We start from the raw sequence: 21,993 nt of genomic DNA, 5'->3' as shown, positions 1-21,993 counted from the left end.
TCAGGTCCCTCCCCCGGCGCGCCTGGCCCCAACCAGGCGAAACTGGATCGCGTAGAGCGCCATGGTGACGGCAAGCAGGACAAAGGCGGCCGCACTGCCGAGCCCCCAGTTGAGCAGCGACTGCACCGTCTGGGCGATCATCTCGGCCAGCATCATGTTCGATGTGCCACCGAGCAGGGCCGGGGTGACGAAGTAGCCAAGCGACATGACGAAGACCATCAGGCCGCCAGCAGCGACGCCGGGAAGCGACAGCGGCAAGAGGATGCGGCGGAAGGCCTCGAACGCGCTTGCGCCGCAAAGGGCTGCCGCGCGCAGCGTCATCGGGTCTATCGACCTCAGTGTGCCGACCAGCGGCAGGATCATGAAGGGCAGCATGATGTAGACCATGCCGATGGTGACGCCGGCCAGATTGTTGATGAGCGGCAGCGGTTCGTGAATGATGCCCAGGCCCATCAGTGCCCGGTTAATGACACCGGTGCGCTGCAGCAGCACCATCCACGCATAGGTGCGGGTAAGAAGGTTCGTCCACATAGACAGGATGATGATGCCGAAGACGATCGAGCCCAGGGCGGGCGGCATGATCGCCAGCATCCAGGCGACGGGGAACGCCACCAGGATGGTGACGGCGGTTACGACCGATGCAACCAGAAAGGTGTTGAGGAACACCCGCACATAGGTGCCGCTGCCGAACAGCGCCGCGTAGTTCTGTAAGCCCGGTTCGGGATCGGTGACGCTGCGCAGCAGCAGGGCGACCACCGGCACGATAAAGAACAGCCCGACCAGGAGCAGGGCCGGCAAGGCGCTGCCACTGCCGGTCGGCAGGCCGACGATCGAGCCGCGTCTAGGAGAATTTCCTTGCATCGAGCGGTCCTGTCTCGAAACGGGGCGCGCAAGCCGCGCCCCGTCGGTCTGCAACGGCGTTACTTGGTCTGCCAGGCATACCAGCGCGTCGCGATCTCGTCGCGATGCTCGGCCCAGTAGTTCATGTCCAGGTTGATCTGGCCCTCGACATGGGCATCTGGCAGGGCCTTGACGGAATCGGCCGGCATCTCCGCCTTGGCCTTGGTGTTGATGGGCGCATAGCCGCTTGCTTCGGCGAATTTCGCTTGGCCGGTCGGGCTGGTGGCGGCGGCAAGGAACTTCATCGCGCTGGCCTTGTTCTTGGTACCCTTCGGCACGACGAGCACGTCGGCGGCGGTGAGGTTCTGGTTCCAGGAGACGCCGACATCGGTGCCGTCCTGCTGAAGGGCGAAGACGCGCCCGTTCCACAATTGCCCGAAGGCGGCCTCGCCGGAGGCGATCAACTGCTGCGACTCGGCGCCGCCGCCCCACCAGACGATGTCGGACTTGATGGTGTCGAGCTTCTTGAAGGCACGGTCGAGGTCGAGCGGATAGAGCTTGTCCGCCGGCACGCCGTCGGCCAGCAGAGCGATCTCGATCACGCCCGGCGCCGACCATTTGTAGAAGGTCCGCTTGCCGGGAAACTTCTTGGTGTCGAACATGTCGGCCCAGCCGGCCGGTTCGCCCGGGACGGCGCCCTTGTTCCAGGCGAGCACGAAGGAATAGTAGAAGCTGCCGACGGCATGCTCATTGCTGAAGCGCGGGTCGAGATCGGTCTTGGGCACGACCGCATAGTCGATCGGCTCGAGCAGTCCGTCCTTGGCGGCCTTGATGGCGAAATCCATCTCCACGTCGACGACATCCCAGGTGACGTTGCCGGCGTCGACCATGGCCTTGAGCTTGCCGTAGTCGGTCGGTCCATCCTGCAAAACCTTGATGCCGGAGCTGGCCTCGAAGGGGGCGGCCCAGGACTTGGTCTGCGCCTCCTGCGTGGTGCCGCCCCAGCTGGTGAACGCCATCTCATCGGCCTTGGCGGCTGTCGCCGCGAGCAGTCCGGCCAGCAGGCCGGTCAAAATCAATTTCATTCTCATTCTCCTCTGTTGGTCTGCTCTTGTTTTTCTCAGTGCACCTGCGTCCTTCGCAACTCAGCGCATGACGAAGGGATCGGGGATCGGCTCGTCCGAGGTGTTGATCCATACGGATTTCGAGCGCGTGTAGTCTCTGATGGCGTCGAGACCGCCTTCGCGGCCGAGGCCCGACAGGCCGTAGCCGCCGAAGGGAACGAGCGGCGATACGGCGCGATAGGTGTTGACCCAGACAACGCCGGCATGGATGTCGCGCGCCATGCGATGCGCCTTGCCGAGATTGCTGGTGAACACGCCGGAAGCCAGGCCGAACGGCGTGTCATTGGCGAGTGCCAGCGCTTGCGCTTCGCTGTCGAAGGCAAGCACGCTGAGCACCGGTCCGAACAATTCCTCCCGCACGCAGGGCAGATCGCTGCCGCCGGCATCGATGATGGTCGGTGCGTAGTAGAAGCCGCTGCCGACTGGCCGTGTTCCACCGGTGACCAGCATGCCGCCCGCGGTGAGGCTTTCCGCGACAACCTTCTCGATCCAGTCGCGCTGCCGCAGCGTGGCGAGCGGACCCATTTCGGTCGCCGGATCCTGCGGATCGCCGATGCGAATCGCCTCGGCCTTGCGCTTCAGGCGAGCGAGGAATTCATCCTTCACCGAAAGTTCAACCAGCAGCCGCGAGCCGGCGACGCAGCTCTGGCCGGTCGCCGCGAAAATGCCGGCGACCACCGCATTGGCGGCACTGTCGAGGTCGGCGTCGGCAAAGACGACGACCGGGCTTTTGCCACCGAGTTCGAGCGTGGTGTAGGCAAGGTTTTCCGCCGTGTTCCTGACGACGGCGCGCGCCGTCGACGGACCGCCGGTGAAGGCGACGCGCGAAACCAGCGGATGGCTGGTCAGGCGCCGGCCGCAATCATGGCCAAAGCCGGTGAGGATGTTGACGACACCGGCTGGAAAGCCGGCCTCATGAACCAATTCGGCAAAGGCAAGCAGCGGCGCCGGCCCATCTTCGGAGGCCTTGAGCACGATGGTGCAGCCGGCGGCGAGCGCCGGGCCGAGCTTGACGGCCGAGAGGAAGAGCTGCGAATTCCACGGCACCACCGCGGCAACGACGCCGATCGGTTCGCGGCGTATGGTGACGTCGAGATCCGCCTTGTCAACAGGCACATGCGCGCCTTCGTGCTTGTCGGCAAGCCCGCCATAATAGCGGTAGTAATCGCCGACATAGGCGATCTGGGCGCGGGTTTCGCGGATGATCTTGCCGGTGTCGCGCGTCTCGAGTTCTGCAAGGCGCCCGGCATTGGCGGCGACGAGGTCGCCGAGCTTGACCAGCAGTTTTCCACGCGCTGTCGCAGTCATCCTTCGCCATAGGTCTGAGCGCAGCGCGCGGTGCGCCGCCTCGACGGCACGGTCGACATCGGCTTCGCTCGCCGCCGGCATCCTGGCCCAGGCCGTCCCGGCCGATGGGTCGACGCTGTCGAACGTGGCGGACGGCTCGTCGAAGCGGCCGTCGATGAAGTTCCTGAAAACAGCGTCGGTCATGGGCTCGCGATCAGAGGAAGGCCGGCATCACCCGGTCGATGAACAATTGCAGCGATTTCATCTTGCGCTGGTGCGAAAGGCCGCTGTCGATCCAGATCGAATACTGGTCGTAGCCGAGCGCCTCATAAGCCTTCAAACGGGCGATGACCTCATCAGCCTCGCCAATCACCAGGTTCTGCCTGATCTTGTCCGGCGCGTATTGCGGCATGGCCGCGATCTCATCCGCCGTCAGCGGCTCCAATATGCCTTGATGCACCGGCTTCTTGTTCTGGAACCAGGCGCCGAACTGGCAGTAGAAAGTCGACAGGTCCTGGGTGAGGCGATCGGCATCGGTCGCGTCTTCGGCGACGAAGGTGTGCATCAAAAGCATGATTTCCGGTCGTTCGATCTCGGGATGCGCGGTGCAGGCGCCGTTGAAGCGCTGCATCAGGCTGGTCACCTCGTGATCGCCGGAAGCCAGCGGCGTCACCTGGACCTTGCAGCCATTGGCGACGGCGAAATCATGCGAATTCGGGTCGCGGGCCGCCACCCAGATGGGCGGGTAGGGTTTCTGCAGCGGCTTGGGCGAGGAGGTGGTGGCCGGGAATTGCCAGAACTCGCCGGAGAGTTCGAAGTCGCCGTCCCAGAGGCCGCGGATCGCCGGTATGATCTCGCGCATGCGCTGGCCGGCCCCCCAGGCGTCGAGGCCTGGAAAGATGCGCTGATATTCATAGCTGTAGGCGCCGCGCGCGATGCCGATGTCGAGCCGGCCGCCGCTGATTACGTCGGCCATCGCGGCTTCGCCGGCAAGCTTGATCGGGTGCCAGAAGGGCGCGATCACGGTTCCGGTACCGAGGCGGATGCGGCTGGTCTTGGCGGCGAGATAGGCGATGTCGATGAAGGGGTTCGGCGAGATGGTGAATTCCATGCCGTGATGCTCGCCGATCCAGGCGGTCTCGAACCCTGCCTGCTCGGCCAGCAGGACCAGTTCTTCTAGCTCGGTCACAAGCTCGGAATGCGGCTTGGCCAGGTCCGATCGTTCCATGTGCACGAAGAGCGAGAATTTCATCGCTGGTCACCTGTATTGACGGCGGAAGCGCCGGCGCTGGCGAGCGGCCGGACCTCGCCTTCGACATTGTTGCCGACATAGACACCGAATGCATCCACCGAGCATTCCCTGACATAGCGCGCGAGCATCGAGCGGATGGCCGGATCGGCGATCTTCAATCCTTCGATCGCGTCGATCTCGATCAGCCGGATGCCGCGATCGCTGGAAGCGGGCACGTCGAACGTGCCGCGATAGTAGACATGCGTGCGTGAAACAGTTCCGGCATCGTCCCAGACGGCGAAAAGGAAGCCGAGCTGAGCCTCAATGGCCTTTGCCACAAGCAACCCTCGGAGGCTATTGCCATCGCCCGCCGAGCCCAATCCCCGGCCACGCGGCAGTTCAAAACCGTCCGCGGTTTCCACGAACAGGATCCGGCCGCCATTTTCGAGGATGGCGCCAACATCGGTGCCGGGTTGGGTTGCGGCGAGCGCGTCCTGGCTGAGGCCGGGTGCGACATAGGCGCCGCGGCAATAGCCGAGCGGCTGCGAGGAATTGTGCTGGAAATCGCGGACGCGCCCAATGAGGATCGAATGATCGCCGGCCTCGACCAGTCGCTCCATGTCACAGTCGAAGGACGCGACGGAGCCGTCCAGCACAGGGCTGCCGGTCCGTCCCGGCCGCCAGGCAACGGCGGCGAACTTGTCGGCCACTTTCGAGGCGAAGATGCCGGACGCTGCCTTTTGACCCTCGTTGAGAACGTTGATGGCGAAGCTCTTCGATGTCGCGAAGACGGGATGGCCAAGCGCCTTGTGTGCGATGCAGACCAGCACCAGCGGCGGATCGAGCGAGACCGAGGTGAAGGAGTTGGCGGTGAAGCCGCGCGGCTCGCCTTCGGGGCCGATCGTGGTGACGATGGTGACGCCGGTGAGGAAGGAGCCAAGCGCACGGCGGAATTCGCCGCTGTCGAACCCGGTATTCGCTTGCGCAGGGCCGTCTTGTTCGGTCGCTTCGTCCTCGGTGAGGAAGTCAACGATGCAGCGCGTGGTGAGGTCCGGTGCCGCGACCGCCATCATGTGCTTCTCACCCGGCAGTACCGTGCAGCGGCCATGCGGCGCCAGGCGTGCCATCGCGGCTGACATTGCCGGTGAAGAGTTCCTGTCCTCGGAGCCGGTCATGAACAGGGCCGGCACGGCCAGCGTCGGCAGGCGATCAGCATGATCGCCGTCGGCACGAGTGAACAGGCGATAGGTGCGGGCATAGCCTTCCGGGTCGACCGCGCTCAGTGCGGATGCCGTCTTCTGCGCTGCCGCTTCCAACTCGACCGGCACCGGATCGCCGAACCAGCGGGCGATGGTCCGTGCCGTGCCGGCCGTATCGCTGCGGCCGTTGAGCGCCACCGCGCGCTGGCGAACGGCTTCGGCCAGTTCAGGTGTACGCCGGAACACGGCATTCAGTGAAACGATGCGGCGGACGCGCTCCGGTGCGCGCAGCGCGAGTTCCTGAGCAACGAGTGCACCCATCGAGTGGCCGACGACGGATACCTTGTCGAGGCCGAGATGGTCGAGGAGGCGAATGGCTTGGTCGGCATAATCGGCCAGTTCCGGATCTTGCGGTGGCAGCGGCGACTGACCATGGCCGAGCATGTCGATGGCGATCGCGTCGAAGCGGCCAGCCATGCGCTCGAGCTGCGGCTGCCAGATCGCAGCGTTCATGCCGACACCATGGATGAACAGCACTGGGGCACCGACACCGGCCCGGATGAAGCCGGTGCCGTCGGGCGCCGTGCCCTGTCGAGCCCATGCGGAAGCATCAGCCATGCACGTCCCCAAGCTCCTTGAGGTCCTGATAGCGGTCGCCGATGCGGTGATGCGGGCGACCGCCGATCGAAGCGCCAAGCGCGACCACCAGTTCGTCCGGCGCCGGCGCATCGCCGATCTGGAAATGCACGGTCAGGTAATGCGAGCGCCGTCCCTCGTCATTCTTATCCATTAGCGGGATCATGATCGGCGTGTTTGGCCCGCCGCGCAGATTGGTGAAGGCAAGATAGGTCTTGGCGCCGACGGCACGCCGATAATGATTGCCGAAATGGAGTGTGTGGATCAGCGCCGACGCATGCTCGATCTCGCCCGACGTACCGCAGATGGCGGCCTTGCCATAGCCCTCGATAGCCTCGCCGGAACCGGCGACGGCAACGATCTCGCGGGTCAGGATCTCCCCCAGCACCGGCGCACAGGCTCGGATTTGGGGCGACAGATCGTCGGTGAAGCCGCGACCGGCCCAGGGATTGGTCAGCACCGCGGCGACGCCGATAAGGCGCAGCGGCCGGGGGGTGGCCTTGCCGCCTTCGATCAGCGTGTTCTCGGTATAAGTCACGATCTTACGGATGGCGGTCTGCATTGGATTTCCTCGGGTAGGTGATGCCTCGGAACGTCCAATCCCGCTGTCATCTTATGGTATACCATGATATGGAGCGCCAAGTACCTTGTCAACCGGGCGTCGAATCTGTTTTGGTAGGGCGCAGGAGGCATACATGCCAGACGACAACCTTCGCATCGACCGCAGCGCCAAGACCTTGAGGACGCTGGCGCTGGAGCGCATGCGCGAAGCGATCATGGATTTCCATTTCCAGCCTGGCGAAAGGCTCGTCGAACGGCCGCTTTGCGACCAGCTCGGCGTCAGCCGTTCCGTCGTGCGTGAGGTTCTGCGGCAGCTGGAGGCAGAGGGGCTCGTGCAGATGATCCCTGGGCATGGGCCGGCCGTCGCCAGGCCGGACCTCGGCCGTACCGACGAGATCTACGAGCTTCGGGCTCTGCTTGAAGGCATCGCGGCCCGAGCCTGTGCCCTGTCGGCCACCGGCGAGCAGTTGGCAAGGCTCGAAGGGGCGCTGGCGGATTTGTTCGATGCGTGGGCGTCGGCGACGCCGCCTGCGGTGATGCGGGCGACGACCAAATTCTACGAGGCGCTGTTCGAGGCCGCCGACAAGCGTGTCGCCTGGGAAATCGTCTCCGGGCTGAATGTCCGCATCAACCAGCTTCGTTCGATGACCATCGTCTCGACCAACCGGCGCGAAGCAGCGATCACCGAGATGAATGAGATCATGGATGCGATAAGGGCGCGCAAGCCCGATGAAGCGGAAGCGGCGGCACGGCGACATGTCGAATCGGCGTGGCAGATCGCTCGAGATAAACTTCGCCTGGTCTAGGTCCGCGTGAGCCTAGCCTATCCAACCCTTCGAAGCGCCTTGCAGAAAATGTCTGCTTCCCGGCAACGAAAATGCAACTTTACGACTGAGATGACCCGCAAAGCGGTCCGGCAGCTTCGGAGCCGTATCCGGACGGTCTGCTTCTAGGAAGCGCTCGTCGGTAAGCTGCCGTTCGAGTTCACGGTCATCGAGCGAAGTTTGCCTTGTCAACTGACGAATACGCTGCTTTGACGACCAAGTTTAGCGGGCGCTCTTACCGGCCGGCCCCTTGACGGCTGGAACAGGGCCGGTAGCGGATCGGCAGCTTGCGGAGCCACGCAGCCGAAGAGCGGTCATTCCATGACGTTGTTTACAGCTCCAGGAGGAGTGTCACTCCTCCTGGAATAACAACCTGCCATTCGTCGACGCCTCCTTCCAACCTGGGGAGAACCGCCGGAAATCAGGCTGTCAGATTGCACACCGTCGCGTGGAGTCATTCATCGCGCCAGTATGGGTGGGAACAGCTGAATTGGCGCGAGCCAACCAGACGGCGTTTGGTCTCCGATATCGGTCCTCGGACGGGCAGATCATTCGCGGTCATGTTGGGTACGACGCTGTAACCCTGATCAACAAGCTGCAGTTTCAGCTCCGCCAGGTGGCGCCTGAATCCATTTTCGATGTAGCTGCGCGGATACCGCCATCCGTTCCTGCATGCTCGCACGAGAATGTCGGAATACAGTTCAGAGCTGGCAGCTTTCACCGCTTCTTCGGAAGTCAGTTTGCTGTTGGTTTGGGTACCTTCGGACAAGCATCGCCCCACCGACACCAAAAGCACCAGTATTACGGTCAAGACAGACAACTTTGTCATGGAGCCCTCCGTGTTCTGAATCGACCAGGCCTGCCAAGCAACCTGCCCTGCCGATCTGCAGAGACTAGGATGCTGACCCGTCGCATGGAATCGTGCAAATGCAGTGTTTTCGATATCGCATCTGTAGTATTTCATCCTGATGTAAGGCCATCGGGTTCTGGCCACAGGTCGGCAGCAAGGAAAATGGAACGATGCTTCGCGCCGTAGGCAATCCTCTCGCCGGCTTATCGGATCGGGAGTTGATGGTCGCGGCAAAGTTTGCGGAGGGCATGACTTATCGCGAAATCGGCGAAACACTTTTCATAGCGCCTACCACCGTTCGGACCCATCTTTCGGCCATTTATCGGAAGCTCGATGTTCGTAGTAAAGTGGCGCTTGCTGGGTTACTTGCCGATCACCGCCAGCAGGACCGCAGCCATGCACCACCCGGAAGTCTTTCGACCGATGAGCCGGGTCCGCCGGTCCTCGCAGTTCTCCCGTTCGACAATTTAAGCGGAGAAGAACGCTGGACTCGTATCGCTGATGGTTTGTCGGCGGACCTCATAGTTGATCTCTCTCGCTACCGGGACCTTGCGGTGATCGCCCGCCAAACAATGCTTTCCTACAAGGGACGGCATGTTGACGTGCGAGCTCTCGGACGAGAGTTGAATGCCGACTATGTGATCGAGGGAAGTTTTCAAGTGGACGGGCAGCGGGTGCGCATCCGCGTCCAACTCGTCGACGCCCACACAGGGGTCGATGTCTGGACGATGCGTTACGATCGTTCCGCGAACAACCTGTTTGCGATGCTGGACAGCGTGACCGAAAACGTCATCAATGTCCTTGCAACTTGCCACGGTCAGCTCGCCAATCTGCGACGCGATGCGGCTCGTCGGAAGGCTCCAGCAAGTTTGCAGGCCTATGACTGCTATCTGCTTGGGCTTGAGCAGAAGCACCTTTTCACCCGTGAGTCGAACAAGGAGGCGATACGGCTACTGGCGCGTGCGATCGAACTCGACCCGGGTCTAGCAAGAGCTTGGACCGCGCTGGCACTTGCGCATGCTGTGGAAGCTATCAACGGGTTTACCGACAACCTTTCCGGCTCGATCGAGAGCTGGAGCCAATGTGTCAAGCAAGCGCTGGCGCTCGATCCGTCCGACATTTACGCCCGCATAATGCTTGCCGATCTTCGGGCATTGCAGGGCGATGTCGAAGCTGCTGTCGAAGAACATGACCGAGTGTTGGTGGCTGCTCCAAATGACGCGGACTCACTTGCCTTTCTTGCGGGTAGCCTTGCTCTTGTTGGCAGCGACCCGAAGCGTGGCTACGAACTGGCCAAGCGAGCGGTCCGGCTAAATCCTTATGTTCCCTGGTATCATGGAATGCTCGCTCGATGCAGCTACGTTCTTGGCTTTTACCGTGAATCACTGGTCGCGCTACGTCAATCTGCGCCAGATTCGCCCGCCACCCTTCTGTTTCTGGCAATGGCTCATGCGATGCTCAATGAAACTCCTCAGGTCGCCAGGATCAATTCGCGACTGAAGGACGAGTTCCCGAATTTCACGGCTGAGGTGTTCATCAGAACCTATCCGGTTACCAATCCTGTCGCCATTGCTACAATCAGAGAAGGCGCCCGTCGTGCGGGTTTGGCCTAGCTTCTTCACTCTGGTCACCTCAGAGGCGCATTGCTCCTCGGGCAGCATTGGGGCCGAATGCGGACTGGCGGCTTTAACTGAGCAGCAATCAACAACGGACGATTGCACCATAGCTTTTGAGGCCAGCCAAATGGCTTTGTCGTCCTGGGCGGGTTGCATAAGGCTGCACTCCAAACATGGCTTTCAAGGAAGCTGGACGATTCCCTCAAGCGCCGCGTAGACCGAGATTCGAAGCCAACGGTCCATGCTTCGCGCGAGGCCGGGGTCGCCGATGAGGAAAAGGCCGCCCCTCTCTTTCTCACGCTCGATGCTGGAGCGGCCCTCCAGGATGGCTCCCAGCGAAACAACGCCGGTCTCGACGTAAAGATCGACGTCCCGGCCGGGGTCGAGCGCGCATAGCTCGGGCAAGTCTGAGCCTGGCTCGACCACAAACCAGTAATGGGGACACCTCGGTGGGGGATCGTCGCGGAAATGGAAGCGGATGACGGCGCGCCGCCGCGGCAGTTCAGCGAGGTCAATCTTTCGCCGCACGGCCCACATGAGGGTCGAAACATCCACGTCGGCGAGCGCGATCTCCGCCTCGATGTTGCATTGCGCCCATTCCGCCAGCGCGTTCATCGCCGGCTCGAGCCTTATCGACTTTTCGGTACGGAAATAGCTGATGGTGCCCGTCGCCTCGTCCTCGACGCGCTCGACCAGGCCCAACGCTTCCATTTCCTTGAGCCGCCTCGACAAGAGGGCGGACGAGACGTTGCCCACCCCCTTGCGAATGTCATTAAAGCGGGTCGAGCCGTTCCAGAGCTCGGTCAGGATTTGAATTGTCCAGCGTGGCTCCAGGAACTCGCAGGCGTGCGAGATCGGGCAGACCAGTCCGTAAGGCCGTCGCGTCATGACTGACCGCTCCTTTGCCGCAGGTTAGGCCTTTCGGAGGTCTGAGGCCAGTTCACAATCTGAAGCGGAACGCTTCCGAAGCTGCCCTGGCGCCTTCTCGCCTTCTGCCGTCACGTGATCGCCATTCGCATTCCCGATCAACGGAGGTTCACCATGACTTGGCGTAACATGACGCAAACGACAATAGGCCAGACCGCACGGCGCTTGCCGGGCACTTTTCTTGACCCTCCGCTCGAACGCCTGCTGGCCCTTGTCCGTGAGTGGAGGACCCGCCGCAACATAGAGCGCGGGCTCGGTCACCTGTCCAACTTCCTTCTGCGGGACGTTGGCTTGACCGAAGCGGACGTCGAAGCGGCCTGCGCCGACAGCTTCGATAGGTCCGCCTCTCGCGCGCTCCAGAGTGCAGCGCAGAACCGCACGGGAAATTGGTGAGAAGGGAGAGCCCCGGGAGCGGAAGCCGTTTTGACGGCGGCAATTGATCAGCCGAACTCAGGGCCATCCCCAGTAGCGCCTTGGTTTCAGAGATCTAGCGCGCCGAAGCGATTCGAATGCATACTTCCAAGTGGTCGGCCGGCTCTTCGGATTCATCGTGAGGAACGTCTGCTGTTGGAAGAAACCCACCGAAGCTTTGACAACCGAGTTGAGGCGCTGAGCGCACGCTCGTGCGGTATAGTAGGTCCGATAGCGAGCTACGAGCACGGCACGATCCGCAACTATCGAAGCCCGGCAATGCGCAGCCCCTCTACATAGAGAGCCCGGTGCTTGTCGTGAACGATCGGATGAAACTTGTCTACCCATTGAAGGGATAGGGACGGTTGAAGGCGCTTGGCCTGCGAAAGCGCATGAACCGCGATGTCCATTTCACCGGCCATCCCAGCGGCCGCCGCGTACGTCCGCCATGCAGACCCAAAATGGGGCCGGAGTTCAACCGCGCGACATTCGCATTCGACCGCGTCTGCATATCGTCCAGCCATGAAATGACATAAGCCAAGGATGGAGAAATTCGCAGCATATGTGTGATCGCGAGGACTTAGCCTACCCGCGATTTCAAGATGGTCGAGCCCCTCGGCGGGCATGCCCCCATATCCGTAAGTTGAGCCCAGGATCGAATGCGCAAAGGCGAAGCTCGGGTTTAGCTCGATCGCTTCATTTAGTTCTCTCACAGCAGAGTCGAAGCCGCGCGAAATCATGTGGACAAACCCTGCCGCTAAATGCGTCCACGGGTCCTCGGGGTCGCCTTGGATTGCCCGCTGCGCGAGGGCGCGAGAGGTGGGCAGAATGTCTGCTGCGTTGGCCCATCCTGACAAAACGCGGGCCGCGTGAGCCCACGCCAACAGGCTGTTGGCGCGGGGATAGTCAGGATCGAGGTCCGTAGCCTGCTTCAGAAATCCCTGTGCAATCTCGATTTCCGTAGCCGAACTCCAGGTCCAGACATATGGCATCGCCTTCATGACGAATCCCCAAGCGTCAAGATTGGTGGGGGACCTGCTCTGAAAGCGTTGCTGTTCCGCCGTGTAGAGCCGCGGCTCGATCGTAGCGATGACACTTTCGGCAATCTGATCCTGAAGCGCGAAGAATTCCGTCAATTCCACATCGTATCGTTCAGCCCACACTTGTACCCCGGTCGATGTGTCACTGACTTGCGCGCTTATCCTGAGTCGATGACCTGAGCGCCTTACACTTCCGTCCAGCACATACCGCACACCAAGCTCTCGACCGACTTGTTTTAAGTCGACCGCTTTTCCCTTGTAGGTGAACAAAGAGTTCCGGGCGGACACGAAGAGCCAACGAAGACGCGACAGCCGAGTAATAATGTCTTCGGCAAGGCCGTCGGCGAAGTATTCCTGTTCGGGGTCGCCGCCCATGTTCTGGAATGGCAAGACAGCAATCGAAGGGTTGTCGGGCAGCGCCAGCTGTTCGGAGGACCCGGCAGTCGCAGACAGATCGGTTTTTGGGACCGTGTCGCGCATACATAGGCGATAGGTGCGCACCGGGCGTGCGATATTTTTGAGCTCTTTCTCGCCCAGATCGACAAATTCTTCCTTCAGTTTGTCGCGCACCTGTTCGTAAGCGGCGGCCGATAAACAGATGCCGTTCGGCTCAGCGATGCTTTCTAGACGGGCGGCAATATTGACACCATCTCCCATCAGATCGCCGTCGCTCTCCTCGACAACATCGCAGAGATGAATGCCGACGCGAAATTCAATGCGTCGCCCGGGCGGTAAGCCAGCGTTGCGCTCAATCATGCCGTTCTGCATTTCGATTGCACAGCGTACGGCGTCAACAACGCTCCGGAACTCTACGAGGGTGCCGTCACCCATAAGCTTCACAACGCGCCCATTGTGGACAGCGATGGTCGGATTGATGAGATCGCTCCGGAGCGCCCGTAGCCGCGCCAGCGTTTGATCTTCGTCCGACCCCGCCAACCGGCTGTATCCGACCACGTCGGCGACCAGGATCGCCGCAAGTTTCCGCGTCTGGCTCACTTTGCCCACTCCTGTCGACTAAGTGGCATAGCACAGATTACAAAATCCCGTTTTCGAAGGCGACGTTCGATAGGTGAATTCCGAGATAGCCTCAAACAAAGCAGCGCGGGATCTGATTGGAAGTGAATTACGGCAACCACGATCTGTTGGCGAGGCGGACCTTAGGTGCCGTTGAAAATTTTCAGTCAACGAAGCGCGTCCTGTCAGACTTGATGATGACCTCGGCGAAATCGGGCGAGACCTTGCCGCACCAGGCCATCAAGAGTTTTCTCACCGCCCTGATACGGTGAGCCGCGCCAGCACCGTTTCAGCCTCGAGGCGAGGCACCACGGCGATACCATCGCGGTCGCCGACCAGTATGTCTCCCCGCGAGATGGTCATTCCTCCCAGTACCACCGGGAACCCGGCCGTGCCTGGACCATTGCGCGCCGGCGAGTTCGCGACGATCCCGGCACAGTAAACCGGCACCCGCCCGCCTCGATCCCGACAACATCGCGCACGAGGCCGGCGCACCCCTTGTTTCGCACCATGCCAAGGACGAGATCCTCAGTGACCGCCGCACCAGCAAAGCTGTCGGTGGCCGCAACGATGATATCGGCCAGTATCGCAGTACCTGGCGAGAGTGCCTTAATCCCTGGTGCAACGCCCCTCGCCCGCCCATGGCGTCTAGGACTAGGCTCACGGGCAAGCCGGAAAAGGCACTGATGATCTCTGCCGCAGGCCGTTCGAAACGGCTTTTGATGGTGAGCAGCGGTGGGTCTTCAATCATGTGGCGGCCTCACACCCTGAACGAACGAAAGACGAGCTGCAGCGGGATATTTGCGGTTCCTCAAAGGCGCTGCCGCAACTTCCATGCCCTTGAGAGATATCGAAGGCGAGGATCTTCGCTCTGGGGGCGAGGTGAAGTTCAAGCACCTGGCAGCTGAATTCCTCGCCATCGTAAAGAGCTGCGCGTCGTCGATCGCATCGAGGCAGCGACCCAAGGCGCCTCGCCGAGAGTGGAAGACGAGGAATAGTTCGCCCGATTCGCGTGATCGCATTTCGCGATAGCCGCCGGCGAGCCAGTCATTGGCTTCTCGGCGCCGGCCGATCTGTACTCCAGCGACCAGGTTTCAGAAAAGTTTCAGAATTTCGCCGGTACGCACCGCTCCACATGCGCCATGATCCCTACAATCTAGGGAGTGGCCATCATGGAAAACGACGTCGAAAGGCTCCGCATACGGCAAGAGCTTTACGAGTTGTACTTCAGTGGGGTCAACAGCTTGGCCTGCGCGCCAATGCCCGGCACCTTCTTCGAACTTCTAGAGTTGGGCGCCCTGGCTCGCCATGAACCCGTGCCTGAGGGGGCAGAACCTGCGGCTGCGGCAAAGGTCTTGACCGTAAGCGCGGATGGCCCCTGTATGTCGACGAGCCCGGCTCGGTTTGGCAGAGCGCTTCTGAATGTCGCATACAGAATCAGGGAGCATAGCAATCGGCGAGTGCGTGTTTGACACTTCGCGCGGCTTGCTGTTGCGCCAGGGTCATCCCGTCAAACTTCGTCCCAAGACATTTGCACTCCTGAGCCATCTCGTTGGAAAAACAGGGCACGTCGTCAGCAAGTCGGAGCTGATGGAGTCCGTCTGGCCTGGGCTGTTTGTAACCGAAGACTCGCTCACCCAAGGCGTGCGCGAGTTGCGCAAGGCGCTGCGCGATGACTCACAAAGTATAATTCGCACCGTCTCAGGCCGCGGCTACCTCCTTTCACCGCTTGGCGCGCCGGCGAGGCCGCCGTCCGACCTGCCTTCTGTAGCGGTGCTGCGCTTCACTAATGAAGGCGATGCGACCGACACGCCTCTGGTCGATGGTTTTGCCGAGGACATTGTCAACGCTCTGGCGCGATTTCGCACTGCTGTTGTCCTGGCGCGCAACTCAAGCTTTTCCTTTGCGTCGGAGGACCCCGGCAACTGGACCGAGGTCGGCAGGAGACTCGGGGCAACCTTCCTGGTTCGGGGACGCATGGGCCTTCGCGACGGCACCGTACGGGTGGCGATCAACCTCATCGAAGCGGCAAACGGCGCGGTCTTGTGGGGCGAGAAGTTCACAGCATCGGGCTCAGCTGTTTTCGACATGCAGGAAGAGATCGCGCTGCGTGTGACGAACCGTCTTGTCGCACGGCTCGACGATGCGGGCTTGACGCGCGCCCGTCCAAAGCCTCCAGCAAGCCTGGCGGCTTATGAGCTTCTTCTCAAGGGGCTGGTGCATTTGCGTGGCTACGGCGCCGACGATAATCAGGCAGCACGGAACTACTTTGCTGCGGCCGTCACCAAGGATACGCATTATGCGCTCGCGCGCTCATACCTTGCATTTGCCGACCTGATTATCGGCGATTATGGAATGGCTCCTCCGGAGGTGCTGGCCGACATAGTAGAGCAAGCCCGCTTCGCGGTAGGACTCGCACCAGAGGAGCCTCGCTGCCATCGGATTCTTGCCCAAGCACTGCTGTGCACGCGCACATACGATGCCGCCGAGCGGCACTTTCGAAGATCCTATGACCTCAATCCCTTCGATGCGGACACGATCGCGCAGATCGGCTATCTGCTTGCCATCAGGGGCAAGCCTTTCGAAGCCCTGACCTGGATCGACAAGGCGGTTCAGATCAATCCGATACATCCAGACTGGTATCATTCCGACCGTGCATTCGCCCAATACGCGGCGGGAGACTACAAGGGAGCCGTTGTCAGTTGGTCGATGTTGCCCATGACTTCGGCCGTAAGGCTCACATGGCTGGCGGCGGCACAGGCGAAGTTGGGCAACCAGGACGCGGTATCGCGGCTCGTTTCGGAACTCAAGCGTATCGCGCCATCCTACACTCCACTGGAGTCGATCCGGGCCAGCATGCTTTACGAGCATGAATCTGACGCTGACCATCTTCTCGACGGAGTCGCGAAAGCGCTGATGATGTGGAGCGCCGCCTGAACTGTTTGGTTACCGGCCGGACTGGCGGAGCTTTGGGCAACGTTGAAACATTACGACACCGATGTGTCGGATGGTTTGCATTCAAAGGTTTTTGCGACGCTATCTGAGAGCTCTCGTCGGTGATCGCGGGAGGAACTATGGAATCGCCCGAGCATGCTTTCGAAATCATCCGCTACAAGAAATTGGACCGTCCGCGTGCCGGCCTATAGCAACACGCTGACCTTCGCTTTCGAGGCAGAAAGCTACGCACGCTCCTATGCGGATGGCCAGGCTTTCCGCCTTAGCGTCGAGGTGGCTGAGCGCAAGAAGTGTGCGTGAAGGGGGCCTACAATCCTGGTCGTTTCGCCCCAGACGGCTGAACCCGACGATGTCCGCCACCAGGATTGCCGCAATCTTACGGCGCTTCGGTCATTTCTGCTGCCAAAACCGCCACAAGCTTTCGTTCTGGGCGCGCCACGATCCCCTCCGGCCCTACACCTGGGTTTGCTCTAACGTGGCACCCCTGCCTACGCGCAACCAGCTACCAGAGTCCGCTTCAATCGGCGGCAGAGCTCGGCCCAATGGCCGAATTGCGGCGCATAGCGGAATATAGCATCGCGCCTAGACGGTTGAGATTCAACCGCGGCTCAGAACTCGCCGGAGAGCACTGAAACGAATGCGATATTGCGCCGGCGTCAGCCCGACCTTGCGGCGGAAGAGACGCCCGAAAAAACTCGCATCCTCGTAGCCGACTTCATTGGCCACCCCCTCGACCGCCAGGTCGCCGGTCTCCAGCAGTTCCTTGGCCGCTTCGAGCCGGAGCGCGTGGATGTAGTCGATTGTCTTCATGTCCGTGGCCCTTGCGAAGCGGCGCACGAAGGAGCGCTCGGACAGGCCTGACAGCTTGGTCATGGCGGTGACGGGCGAAGGGGTCCGGTAGTTGCGTTCGGCCCATTTCTGGCAGCGGTTGATCACCGCGTCGTCGGTCTGGCGAAAGCGCATCAGCGCTGCGAAGGGCTGCTGGCCCATGTCGTGCCACTGCAGCATGTAGACCTTGGCGACCTCCATCGCCTCCCTGAGGCTGACGAAGCGCGCGATCAGATAGAGGGCGAGATCCTGCCAGCTTGAGCCGCCCCCGGCCATGACGATGCGCTGGGCCTCGCCGCTCAGCACGAGCGACTGGCCCGGCTTCACCTTCACGCCGGGATAGTTGTTCGTGAGCGTCTCGACATAGCCCCAGTGAATGGTGGCCTCGCGATTGTCGAGCAGCCCGGCCTCACCGAGCAGCACCGCGCCCGAACATGCGCTGGCCAGCATGGCGCCGTCGTCATGCGCTCGCTTCAGCCACGCGGCTTCGGCGTCATACTGCCCGGCAACGCTTTCGCCCGGATTGACGAAGAAATCTGGAATACAGACGATGTCGGGTGGCGGGCAATCGGCAAGGCTGTGATCTGGGCGCACCCAGATGCCGTTTGCCGCGCGAAACGGGCTGCCGTCCCCGGCGACCACATAGGGCCGCATGCGTGGCGTGCCCGCGGCTCCGCTGGTGATGAACAGGAAATCCCTGCCGGGCGAGGAAAACAAGTCGAACATGCCGTAGATCGTGGAGGCGGTAGCCTCCGGAGCGGCAAGGATCGCCACATTCAATGGTCTCGCCTGTTCAACCATGGCAGAAATGACCGCCTTCCAGCATTTTCGACTTTAGCGGCCGTGCCCGCGCCGCGCTAGCGTGTGTCAAACGAGGAGACCGCTACATGGCCGCCACCGCTACCCTTGCACAATCGAGCATCGATAGCTTCCGTTCCATCTTGTGCGGCGAGGTGCTGGAGCCGTCGAACCTGTCCTATGACGCGACGCGGGTCGTTTGGAACGGCATGATCGACCGCCGTCCCGCCCTCATCGCGCGCTGCCGGAGTGCTGCCGATGTCGTGGCGTCGGTGAATTTCGGGCGCGAGCATCGGTTAGCGATCGCGATCCGCTCGGGTGGCCACAATGTTGCAGGCTACGCCGTCTGCGAAGGCGGCCTGATGATCGACATGTCGCTGATGAAGGGCGTGCGGGTCGCGTCCGGCCTCGACCGTGCCCTCGTCGAGGGCGGCGCGACCTGGGCCGATGTCGATGCGGCCACCACCCCGCTTGGCCGCGCCACGCCGGGCGGTCTCATCTCGGCGACGGGCGTTGCCGGCCTGACGCTTTCCGGTGGCATCGGCTGGCTGCGCGGCAGCCACGGCCTCAGCGTCGATAATCTGCTGGCCGCCGATCTGGTGACCGCCGATGGCCGGCTCATCCATGCCGACGCGACGCAGAACCCGGATCTCTTCTGGGCGCTACGCGGCGGCGGCGGCAATTTCGGCGTGGTGACGAGCTTCGAGTTCAAGCTGCACCCGATCGAACCGGAGCTGATGTTATGCGGTCCGGCCTATCCCGAGGAGCGCGCCAACGAGATCATTCCGCTCTGGCGCGACTTCATGCAGACCGCACCCGACCGCCTGAGCGGCCTGGCCGAGTTCTCCACCCTGCCCGACGACCCCTCGATTGCCGAGCATGCAAGGGGCCGGCGCGTCCTGGCGCTCGCGCATGTCTATGACGGACCGGCCGACGAGGGCGAACGGGTCGTGGCGCCGTTGCGCAGTTTTGGGGAACCGCTCGTCGATTTCAGCGGCCGCATGCCATATCGCACCATCCAGTCGCTCTATGACGGGCTGTTCCCGAAAGGCCGCGACCGCTGCTACTGGAAATCCACTTACCTCTCGCGCCTCGACGACGAGGTCGTCGGGGAGACCACTGCTTGGATGGCGAAGCGCCCCTCCGAAATGACCTTCGCCTCGATCTGGAAGTTCGGCGGTTTCGTCCAGCGCGTTGCAGCCGATGAGACTGCCTTCGGCGACCGCTCCATGCCCTTCATGCTCAGCCTCGACGCCATCTGGCCAGGCGCTAACGAGGACGATGCGAACATCGGCTGGGTTCGCAGCTTCTGGCAGGACATGCAGCGCTACTCGACCGGCCGCCTCTATCTGAACTTCCCCGGCCATGGCGAAGGATCGGATCTCGTCCGCGACGCCTTCGGCGCTGAGGCTTACGCGCGGCTCGCCAAGATCAAGCACAGATACGATCCGGACAATCTGTTCCGCCTCAACCAGAACATCCTGCCAATGCGCTGACGCACAATCAAAATCGGGTGTACGGTGCGACCCTCGTCTCGCCGTGAGAGCTTTGATCGCGCTGAGTCGCGAGCGACGACCAGCGTGGTCGCCGCGATGCCCGCTTTCAATCAGTGGCAAATCTGTCCGCAACGGCTGAGATGAAGCGCAAAGCTGTCGGGCAACCTTGGGGACCGCAAGCCAACTGGCAGCTTTAAGGCTTCAATCCGTCAGAAGTGGACGTTCAGCGTGCGCGAGTTCCGGTGGCCAGGATCACGTCTGCTTTATGACTTCATCTCGACACGGATACCATGCAGGGTCTTGCTCGAAGCGTTGAGCACGCGACCCGCTGGTTGGGGGGCCATATGCACCACGAGACACCCTTGACCGTCCCATGCCTGAACCGCTTGGACGACATCTCGATTGGGCGGCATCATGGTTCCATCCGGCGCGAAGTCGTGGATAGGGCCTTCCACCTCATCGAACACGAATACTGAAGGCCAGCGGTGGTGATGTGTCGGCTCTTCCTCGTCGGGCTTGAGGATTACCTCAAGCACACGTAGCCGGTCATTCTCAAACAACACCTTATGGTTTCCGGGAGCCGCGATAACGGCGTCAAGCTTTGGATCCCACTGCGTAGGGTCGGTCTGGTCGATCACCTTGGTGGTCATGGCGTAATTCTCCTCTCAGATAGACAGGCGGCCCTCACGCCGTCGTCACTGGTTGAATTGTGCCTTGCGCGCAGAACTGCTGCCCGTCCGCCAGTCGCGCATAGTTATGAACGATCTGGTTCTCGTGATCTTGAACCTGCACGACGAAGTTGCCGCCTTGCTCGGTCCAACTCATGATGACAAGTCCGGGTCGAACGCCGGTCAGACTGCTCTGAACCACCTCGTCGATCTTTGTAGCGCCGATCGTAGCCTGGACCCGCAATTCGGTCGGCGACAGGACCGTCAACCTCGGTACAAACTGTCCGAACAAGCAATCAAAAGTCTTTCCGACGAGCGAGGTCGGAGCACCATTGGTGGTAGCCATCCTAATCCTCCTTGATGATTTTCGAAATCAGCTCGGCCGATGCTCGGGACAGATGCCGAACTGCTACTTTCAATTTTTGGAGCGCTCCAAGTGCAAGTCCCAACATTTTGGACCTAGCGTCAAGAAAAAACTTGGAGCGCTCCAAGAAATTGTCTAATTGAGGGAAATGAACGCTTCTAAAATGCCTACGCTCGCCGATGTCGGCCGGGTCGCGGGAGTCTCCCGCGGCACCGTCTCCAACGTTTTCAACCATCCGCACCTGGTGCGGTCCGATCTGCGCCGGCGCGTCGAGGCCGCGGCTCGCCAGCTCGGTTATGATGGCCCCGATCCGAGAGGACGCGTGCTGCGCGACGGGAGGTTTAACGCCCTTGGCCTTATCCCTCCAGGTGCATATGCCATTGCCGACATGATCAGGAGCCCATATCTGCGTGAGCTGGTGCTTGGCGTTTCGCTTGCTTGTGACGAGGCTGGAGCGACATTGAGTTTGGTCAATGGTACGGACGAAACACGCACCTCCACCATTCGAGAGGCCTTGGTTGACGGCTTCATTCTGGGCCACAGCGCGGACATCGAGTTGATCGCGTCTTTACGTCGCCGGCGGCTGCCCTTCGTCATCCTCGAGAGCAATGCCGGTCCGGACGTCAATTCTATCCGGATAGACGGCAGGAGCGGGGCGCTGGCGGCCATCAGGCATCTGGCTGCTCTTGGACATCGGCGTTTTGCAATCCTGTCCATTCGGCGCACATCGGGGTCACCCATCGTCCATTTGCCTGGCAATTCCCCGCGCGCTATCTCTGCCGGTTTTCAACTCGATCAGGAGAGACTTTTCGGCTTCGCCCAAGGGTTGGCTGAGTTCGGTCTGTCAATCGACAATGTCCCGATCATCGAGACGACTCCAGGTGATCCTTCGGCCGGAGAGGTCGTGTTCGACCAGGTTCCGCAGGCAACGGCGATCCTGACTATGTCGGACTGGCAGGCGATCACCGTCCTGGACGAAGCGCGTCGGCGCAATATCAATGTACCCGAGCACGTGTCGGTCGTCGGCTTCGATGGTACCGCAGAGTCTTCGCGCACCACGCCTCCACTCACGACAGTGGCTCAAGACATTGTCGGGAAGGGGAGACTTGCCGCCACGACGGTGTTTGCAAACGGCGCCCCGAGCCAAGTGATCATACCGGTCGAACTGTTGGTCCGCGGCTCGACCGCCCGACCACGCGGTTAGGCCGGTCACCTCATACTCGTCGTAACGCACAGTGCGCACTGCGAACTCCAGCGTGGTCGCCGTCAACGTCTGCTTTCAGAAGGTATCAAAGGTGGCTGCAACGGCCGAGATCAGGCGCAT

Annotated in this window: 20 protein-coding genes; 7 read left to right on the top strand and 13 right to left on the bottom strand. The window is 61.5% G+C overall.

Going from position 1 to position 21,993, the window contains the following annotated elements; genetic code table 11:
* Genes NKJ77_RS07850 through NKJ77_RS07825 form a run of 6 tightly spaced genes read right to left on the bottom strand, consistent with a single transcriptional unit; the run spans position 1 to position 6,879 of the window.
* On the bottom strand, positions 1–861 hold the full coding sequence (locus NKJ77_RS07850) for an ABC transporter permease (protein ID WP_023835070.1): 861 nt from the start codon (positions 859–861) through the stop codon (positions 1–3).
* 59 nt (positions 862–920) lie between these two features.
* On the bottom strand, positions 921–1,925 hold the full coding sequence (locus tag NKJ77_RS07845) for an ABC transporter substrate-binding protein (protein ID WP_352534776.1): 1,005 nt from the start codon (positions 1,923–1,925) through the stop codon (positions 921–923).
* 60 nt (positions 1,926–1,985) lie between these two features.
* On the bottom strand, positions 1,986–3,455 hold the full coding sequence (locus NKJ77_RS07840) for an aldehyde dehydrogenase (protein WP_023697484.1): 1,470 nt from the start codon (positions 3,453–3,455) through the stop codon (positions 1,986–1,988).
* A 10-nt stretch (positions 3,456–3,465) separates the two neighbouring features.
* A complete protein-coding gene (locus NKJ77_RS07835) occupies positions 3,466–4,503 on the bottom strand; it encodes an LLM class flavin-dependent oxidoreductase (RefSeq protein ID WP_352534773.1) in 1,038 nt (345 codons plus the stop codon).
* Complete coding sequence (locus tag NKJ77_RS07830) at positions 4,500–6,299, bottom strand: alpha/beta fold hydrolase (RefSeq protein WP_023716180.1); 1,800 nt, start codon at positions 6,297–6,299, stop codon at positions 4,500–4,502. The genes NKJ77_RS07835 and NKJ77_RS07830 overlap by 4 nt, the downstream gene beginning before the upstream one ends.
* Positions 6,292–6,879: an amino acid synthesis family protein gene (locus NKJ77_RS07825; RefSeq protein ID WP_023716181.1), complete on the bottom strand. Its 588-nt coding sequence runs from the start codon at positions 6,877–6,879 to the stop codon at positions 6,292–6,294. Before NKJ77_RS07825 ends, NKJ77_RS07830 begins: the two co-directional genes overlap by 8 nt.
* A gap of 133 nt (positions 6,880–7,012) precedes the next feature.
* Between NKJ77_RS07825 and NKJ77_RS07820 the strand changes: the two genes are divergently transcribed.
* Positions 7,013–7,684: a GntR family transcriptional regulator gene (locus NKJ77_RS07820; RefSeq protein WP_023716182.1), complete on the top strand. Its 672-nt coding sequence runs from the start codon at positions 7,013–7,015 to the stop codon at positions 7,682–7,684.
* A gap of 472 nt (positions 7,685–8,156) precedes the next feature.
* Here the strand turns inward: NKJ77_RS07820 and NKJ77_RS07815 are convergent, their stop codons facing one another.
* A complete protein-coding gene (locus NKJ77_RS07815) occupies positions 8,157–8,531 on the bottom strand; it encodes a hypothetical protein (protein ID WP_352534771.1) in 375 nt (124 codons plus the stop codon).
* Between the two features lie 191 nt (positions 8,532–8,722).
* On the opposite strand from NKJ77_RS07815, the gene NKJ77_RS07810 reads away from it, so the two are divergent.
* The gene (locus NKJ77_RS07810; RefSeq protein ID WP_352534769.1) at positions 8,723–10,165 is read left to right on the top strand and encodes a LuxR C-terminal-related transcriptional regulator; all 1,443 of its coding nucleotides are present in this window, start codon (positions 8,723–8,725) and stop codon (positions 10,163–10,165) included.
* A gap of 183 nt (positions 10,166–10,348) precedes the next feature.
* Here NKJ77_RS07810 and NKJ77_RS07805 read toward each other — a convergent pair whose 3' ends face one another.
* The gene (locus NKJ77_RS07805; protein WP_023825148.1) at positions 10,349–11,056 is read right to left on the bottom strand and encodes a winged helix-turn-helix transcriptional regulator; all 708 of its coding nucleotides are present in this window, start codon (positions 11,054–11,056) and stop codon (positions 10,349–10,351) included.
* A gap of 153 nt (positions 11,057–11,209) precedes the next feature.
* Here NKJ77_RS07805 and NKJ77_RS07800 point away from each other — a divergent pair, with 153 nt between their 5' ends.
* A complete protein-coding gene (locus tag NKJ77_RS07800) occupies positions 11,210–11,488 on the top strand; it encodes a YjiS-like domain-containing protein (protein WP_023716186.1) in 279 nt (92 codons plus the stop codon).
* Between the two features lie 281 nt (positions 11,489–11,769).
* On the opposite strand, the gene NKJ77_RS07795 is transcribed toward NKJ77_RS07800, so the two are convergent.
* Together NKJ77_RS07795 and NKJ77_RS07790 are read right to left on the bottom strand one after the other, a co-directional pair.
* A complete protein-coding gene (locus NKJ77_RS07795) occupies positions 11,770–13,542 on the bottom strand; it encodes an adenylate/guanylate cyclase domain-containing protein (RefSeq protein WP_352534767.1) in 1,773 nt (590 codons plus the stop codon).
* A gap of 270 nt (positions 13,543–13,812) precedes the next feature.
* Positions 13,813–14,010, bottom strand: a complete 198-nt coding sequence (locus tag NKJ77_RS07790) for an RraA family protein (RefSeq protein WP_196813640.1) — start codon at positions 14,008–14,010, stop codon at positions 13,813–13,815.
* Positions 14,011–15,024: 1,014 nt separating this feature from the next.
* Here NKJ77_RS07790 and NKJ77_RS07785 point away from each other — a divergent pair.
* Both NKJ77_RS07785 and NKJ77_RS07780 read left to right on the top strand, forming a co-directional pair.
* Positions 15,025–16,497 carry a winged helix-turn-helix domain-containing protein gene (locus tag NKJ77_RS07785; RefSeq protein ID WP_023829984.1) on the top strand — a complete coding sequence of 491 codons (1,473 nt, stop codon included), beginning with the start codon at positions 15,025–15,027 and terminating at the stop codon, positions 16,495–16,497.
* A 195-nt stretch (positions 16,498–16,692) separates the two neighbouring features.
* The gene (locus NKJ77_RS07780) at positions 16,693–16,815 is read left to right on the top strand and encodes a hypothetical protein (protein WP_023825152.1); all 123 of its coding nucleotides are present in this window, start codon (positions 16,693–16,695) and stop codon (positions 16,813–16,815) included.
* A 297-nt stretch (positions 16,816–17,112) separates the two neighbouring features.
* Here the strand turns inward: NKJ77_RS07780 and NKJ77_RS07775 are convergent, their stop codons facing one another.
* Positions 17,113–18,117: a GlxA family transcriptional regulator gene (locus NKJ77_RS07775; RefSeq protein WP_245260153.1), complete on the bottom strand. Its 1,005-nt coding sequence runs from the start codon at positions 18,115–18,117 to the stop codon at positions 17,113–17,115.
* Between the two features lie 113 nt (positions 18,118–18,230).
* Here NKJ77_RS07775 and NKJ77_RS07770 point away from each other — a divergent pair, with 113 nt between their 5' ends.
* Positions 18,231–19,637 carry an FAD-binding oxidoreductase gene (locus NKJ77_RS07770; RefSeq protein WP_023716192.1) on the top strand — a complete coding sequence of 469 codons (1,407 nt, stop codon included), beginning with the start codon at positions 18,231–18,233 and terminating at the stop codon, positions 19,635–19,637.
* A 263-nt stretch (positions 19,638–19,900) separates the two neighbouring features.
* On the opposite strand, the gene NKJ77_RS07765 is transcribed toward NKJ77_RS07770, so the two are convergent.
* Together NKJ77_RS07765 and NKJ77_RS07760 are read right to left on the bottom strand one after the other, a co-directional pair.
* Positions 19,901–20,287, bottom strand: coding sequence for a hypothetical protein (locus NKJ77_RS07765; protein WP_023740788.1), 387 nt, complete (start codon positions 20,285–20,287; stop codon positions 19,901–19,903).
* A gap of 34 nt (positions 20,288–20,321) precedes the next feature.
* Entirely contained in the window at positions 20,322–20,651 is a 330-nt protein-coding gene (locus tag NKJ77_RS07760) for a MoaF-related domain-containing protein (RefSeq protein WP_023682056.1), read from the bottom strand.
* A gap of 166 nt (positions 20,652–20,817) precedes the next feature.
* Here NKJ77_RS07760 and NKJ77_RS07755 point away from each other — a divergent pair, with 166 nt between their 5' ends.
* Positions 20,818–21,873 (top strand): LacI family DNA-binding transcriptional regulator, encoded by a 1,056-nt coding sequence (locus NKJ77_RS07755; RefSeq protein WP_352534963.1) that lies wholly within the window; start codon positions 20,818–20,820, stop codon positions 21,871–21,873.
* Positions 21,874–21,993: the final 120 nt, after the last annotated feature.

This window comes from Mesorhizobium sp. M0052 (genome assembly GCF_040323255.1).
Classification (GTDB): domain Bacteria; phylum Pseudomonadota; class Alphaproteobacteria; order Rhizobiales; family Rhizobiaceae; genus Mesorhizobium.
Note: the sequence above shows the minus strand (reverse complement) of the source record. Positions and strands in the feature narration are given on the sequence as shown.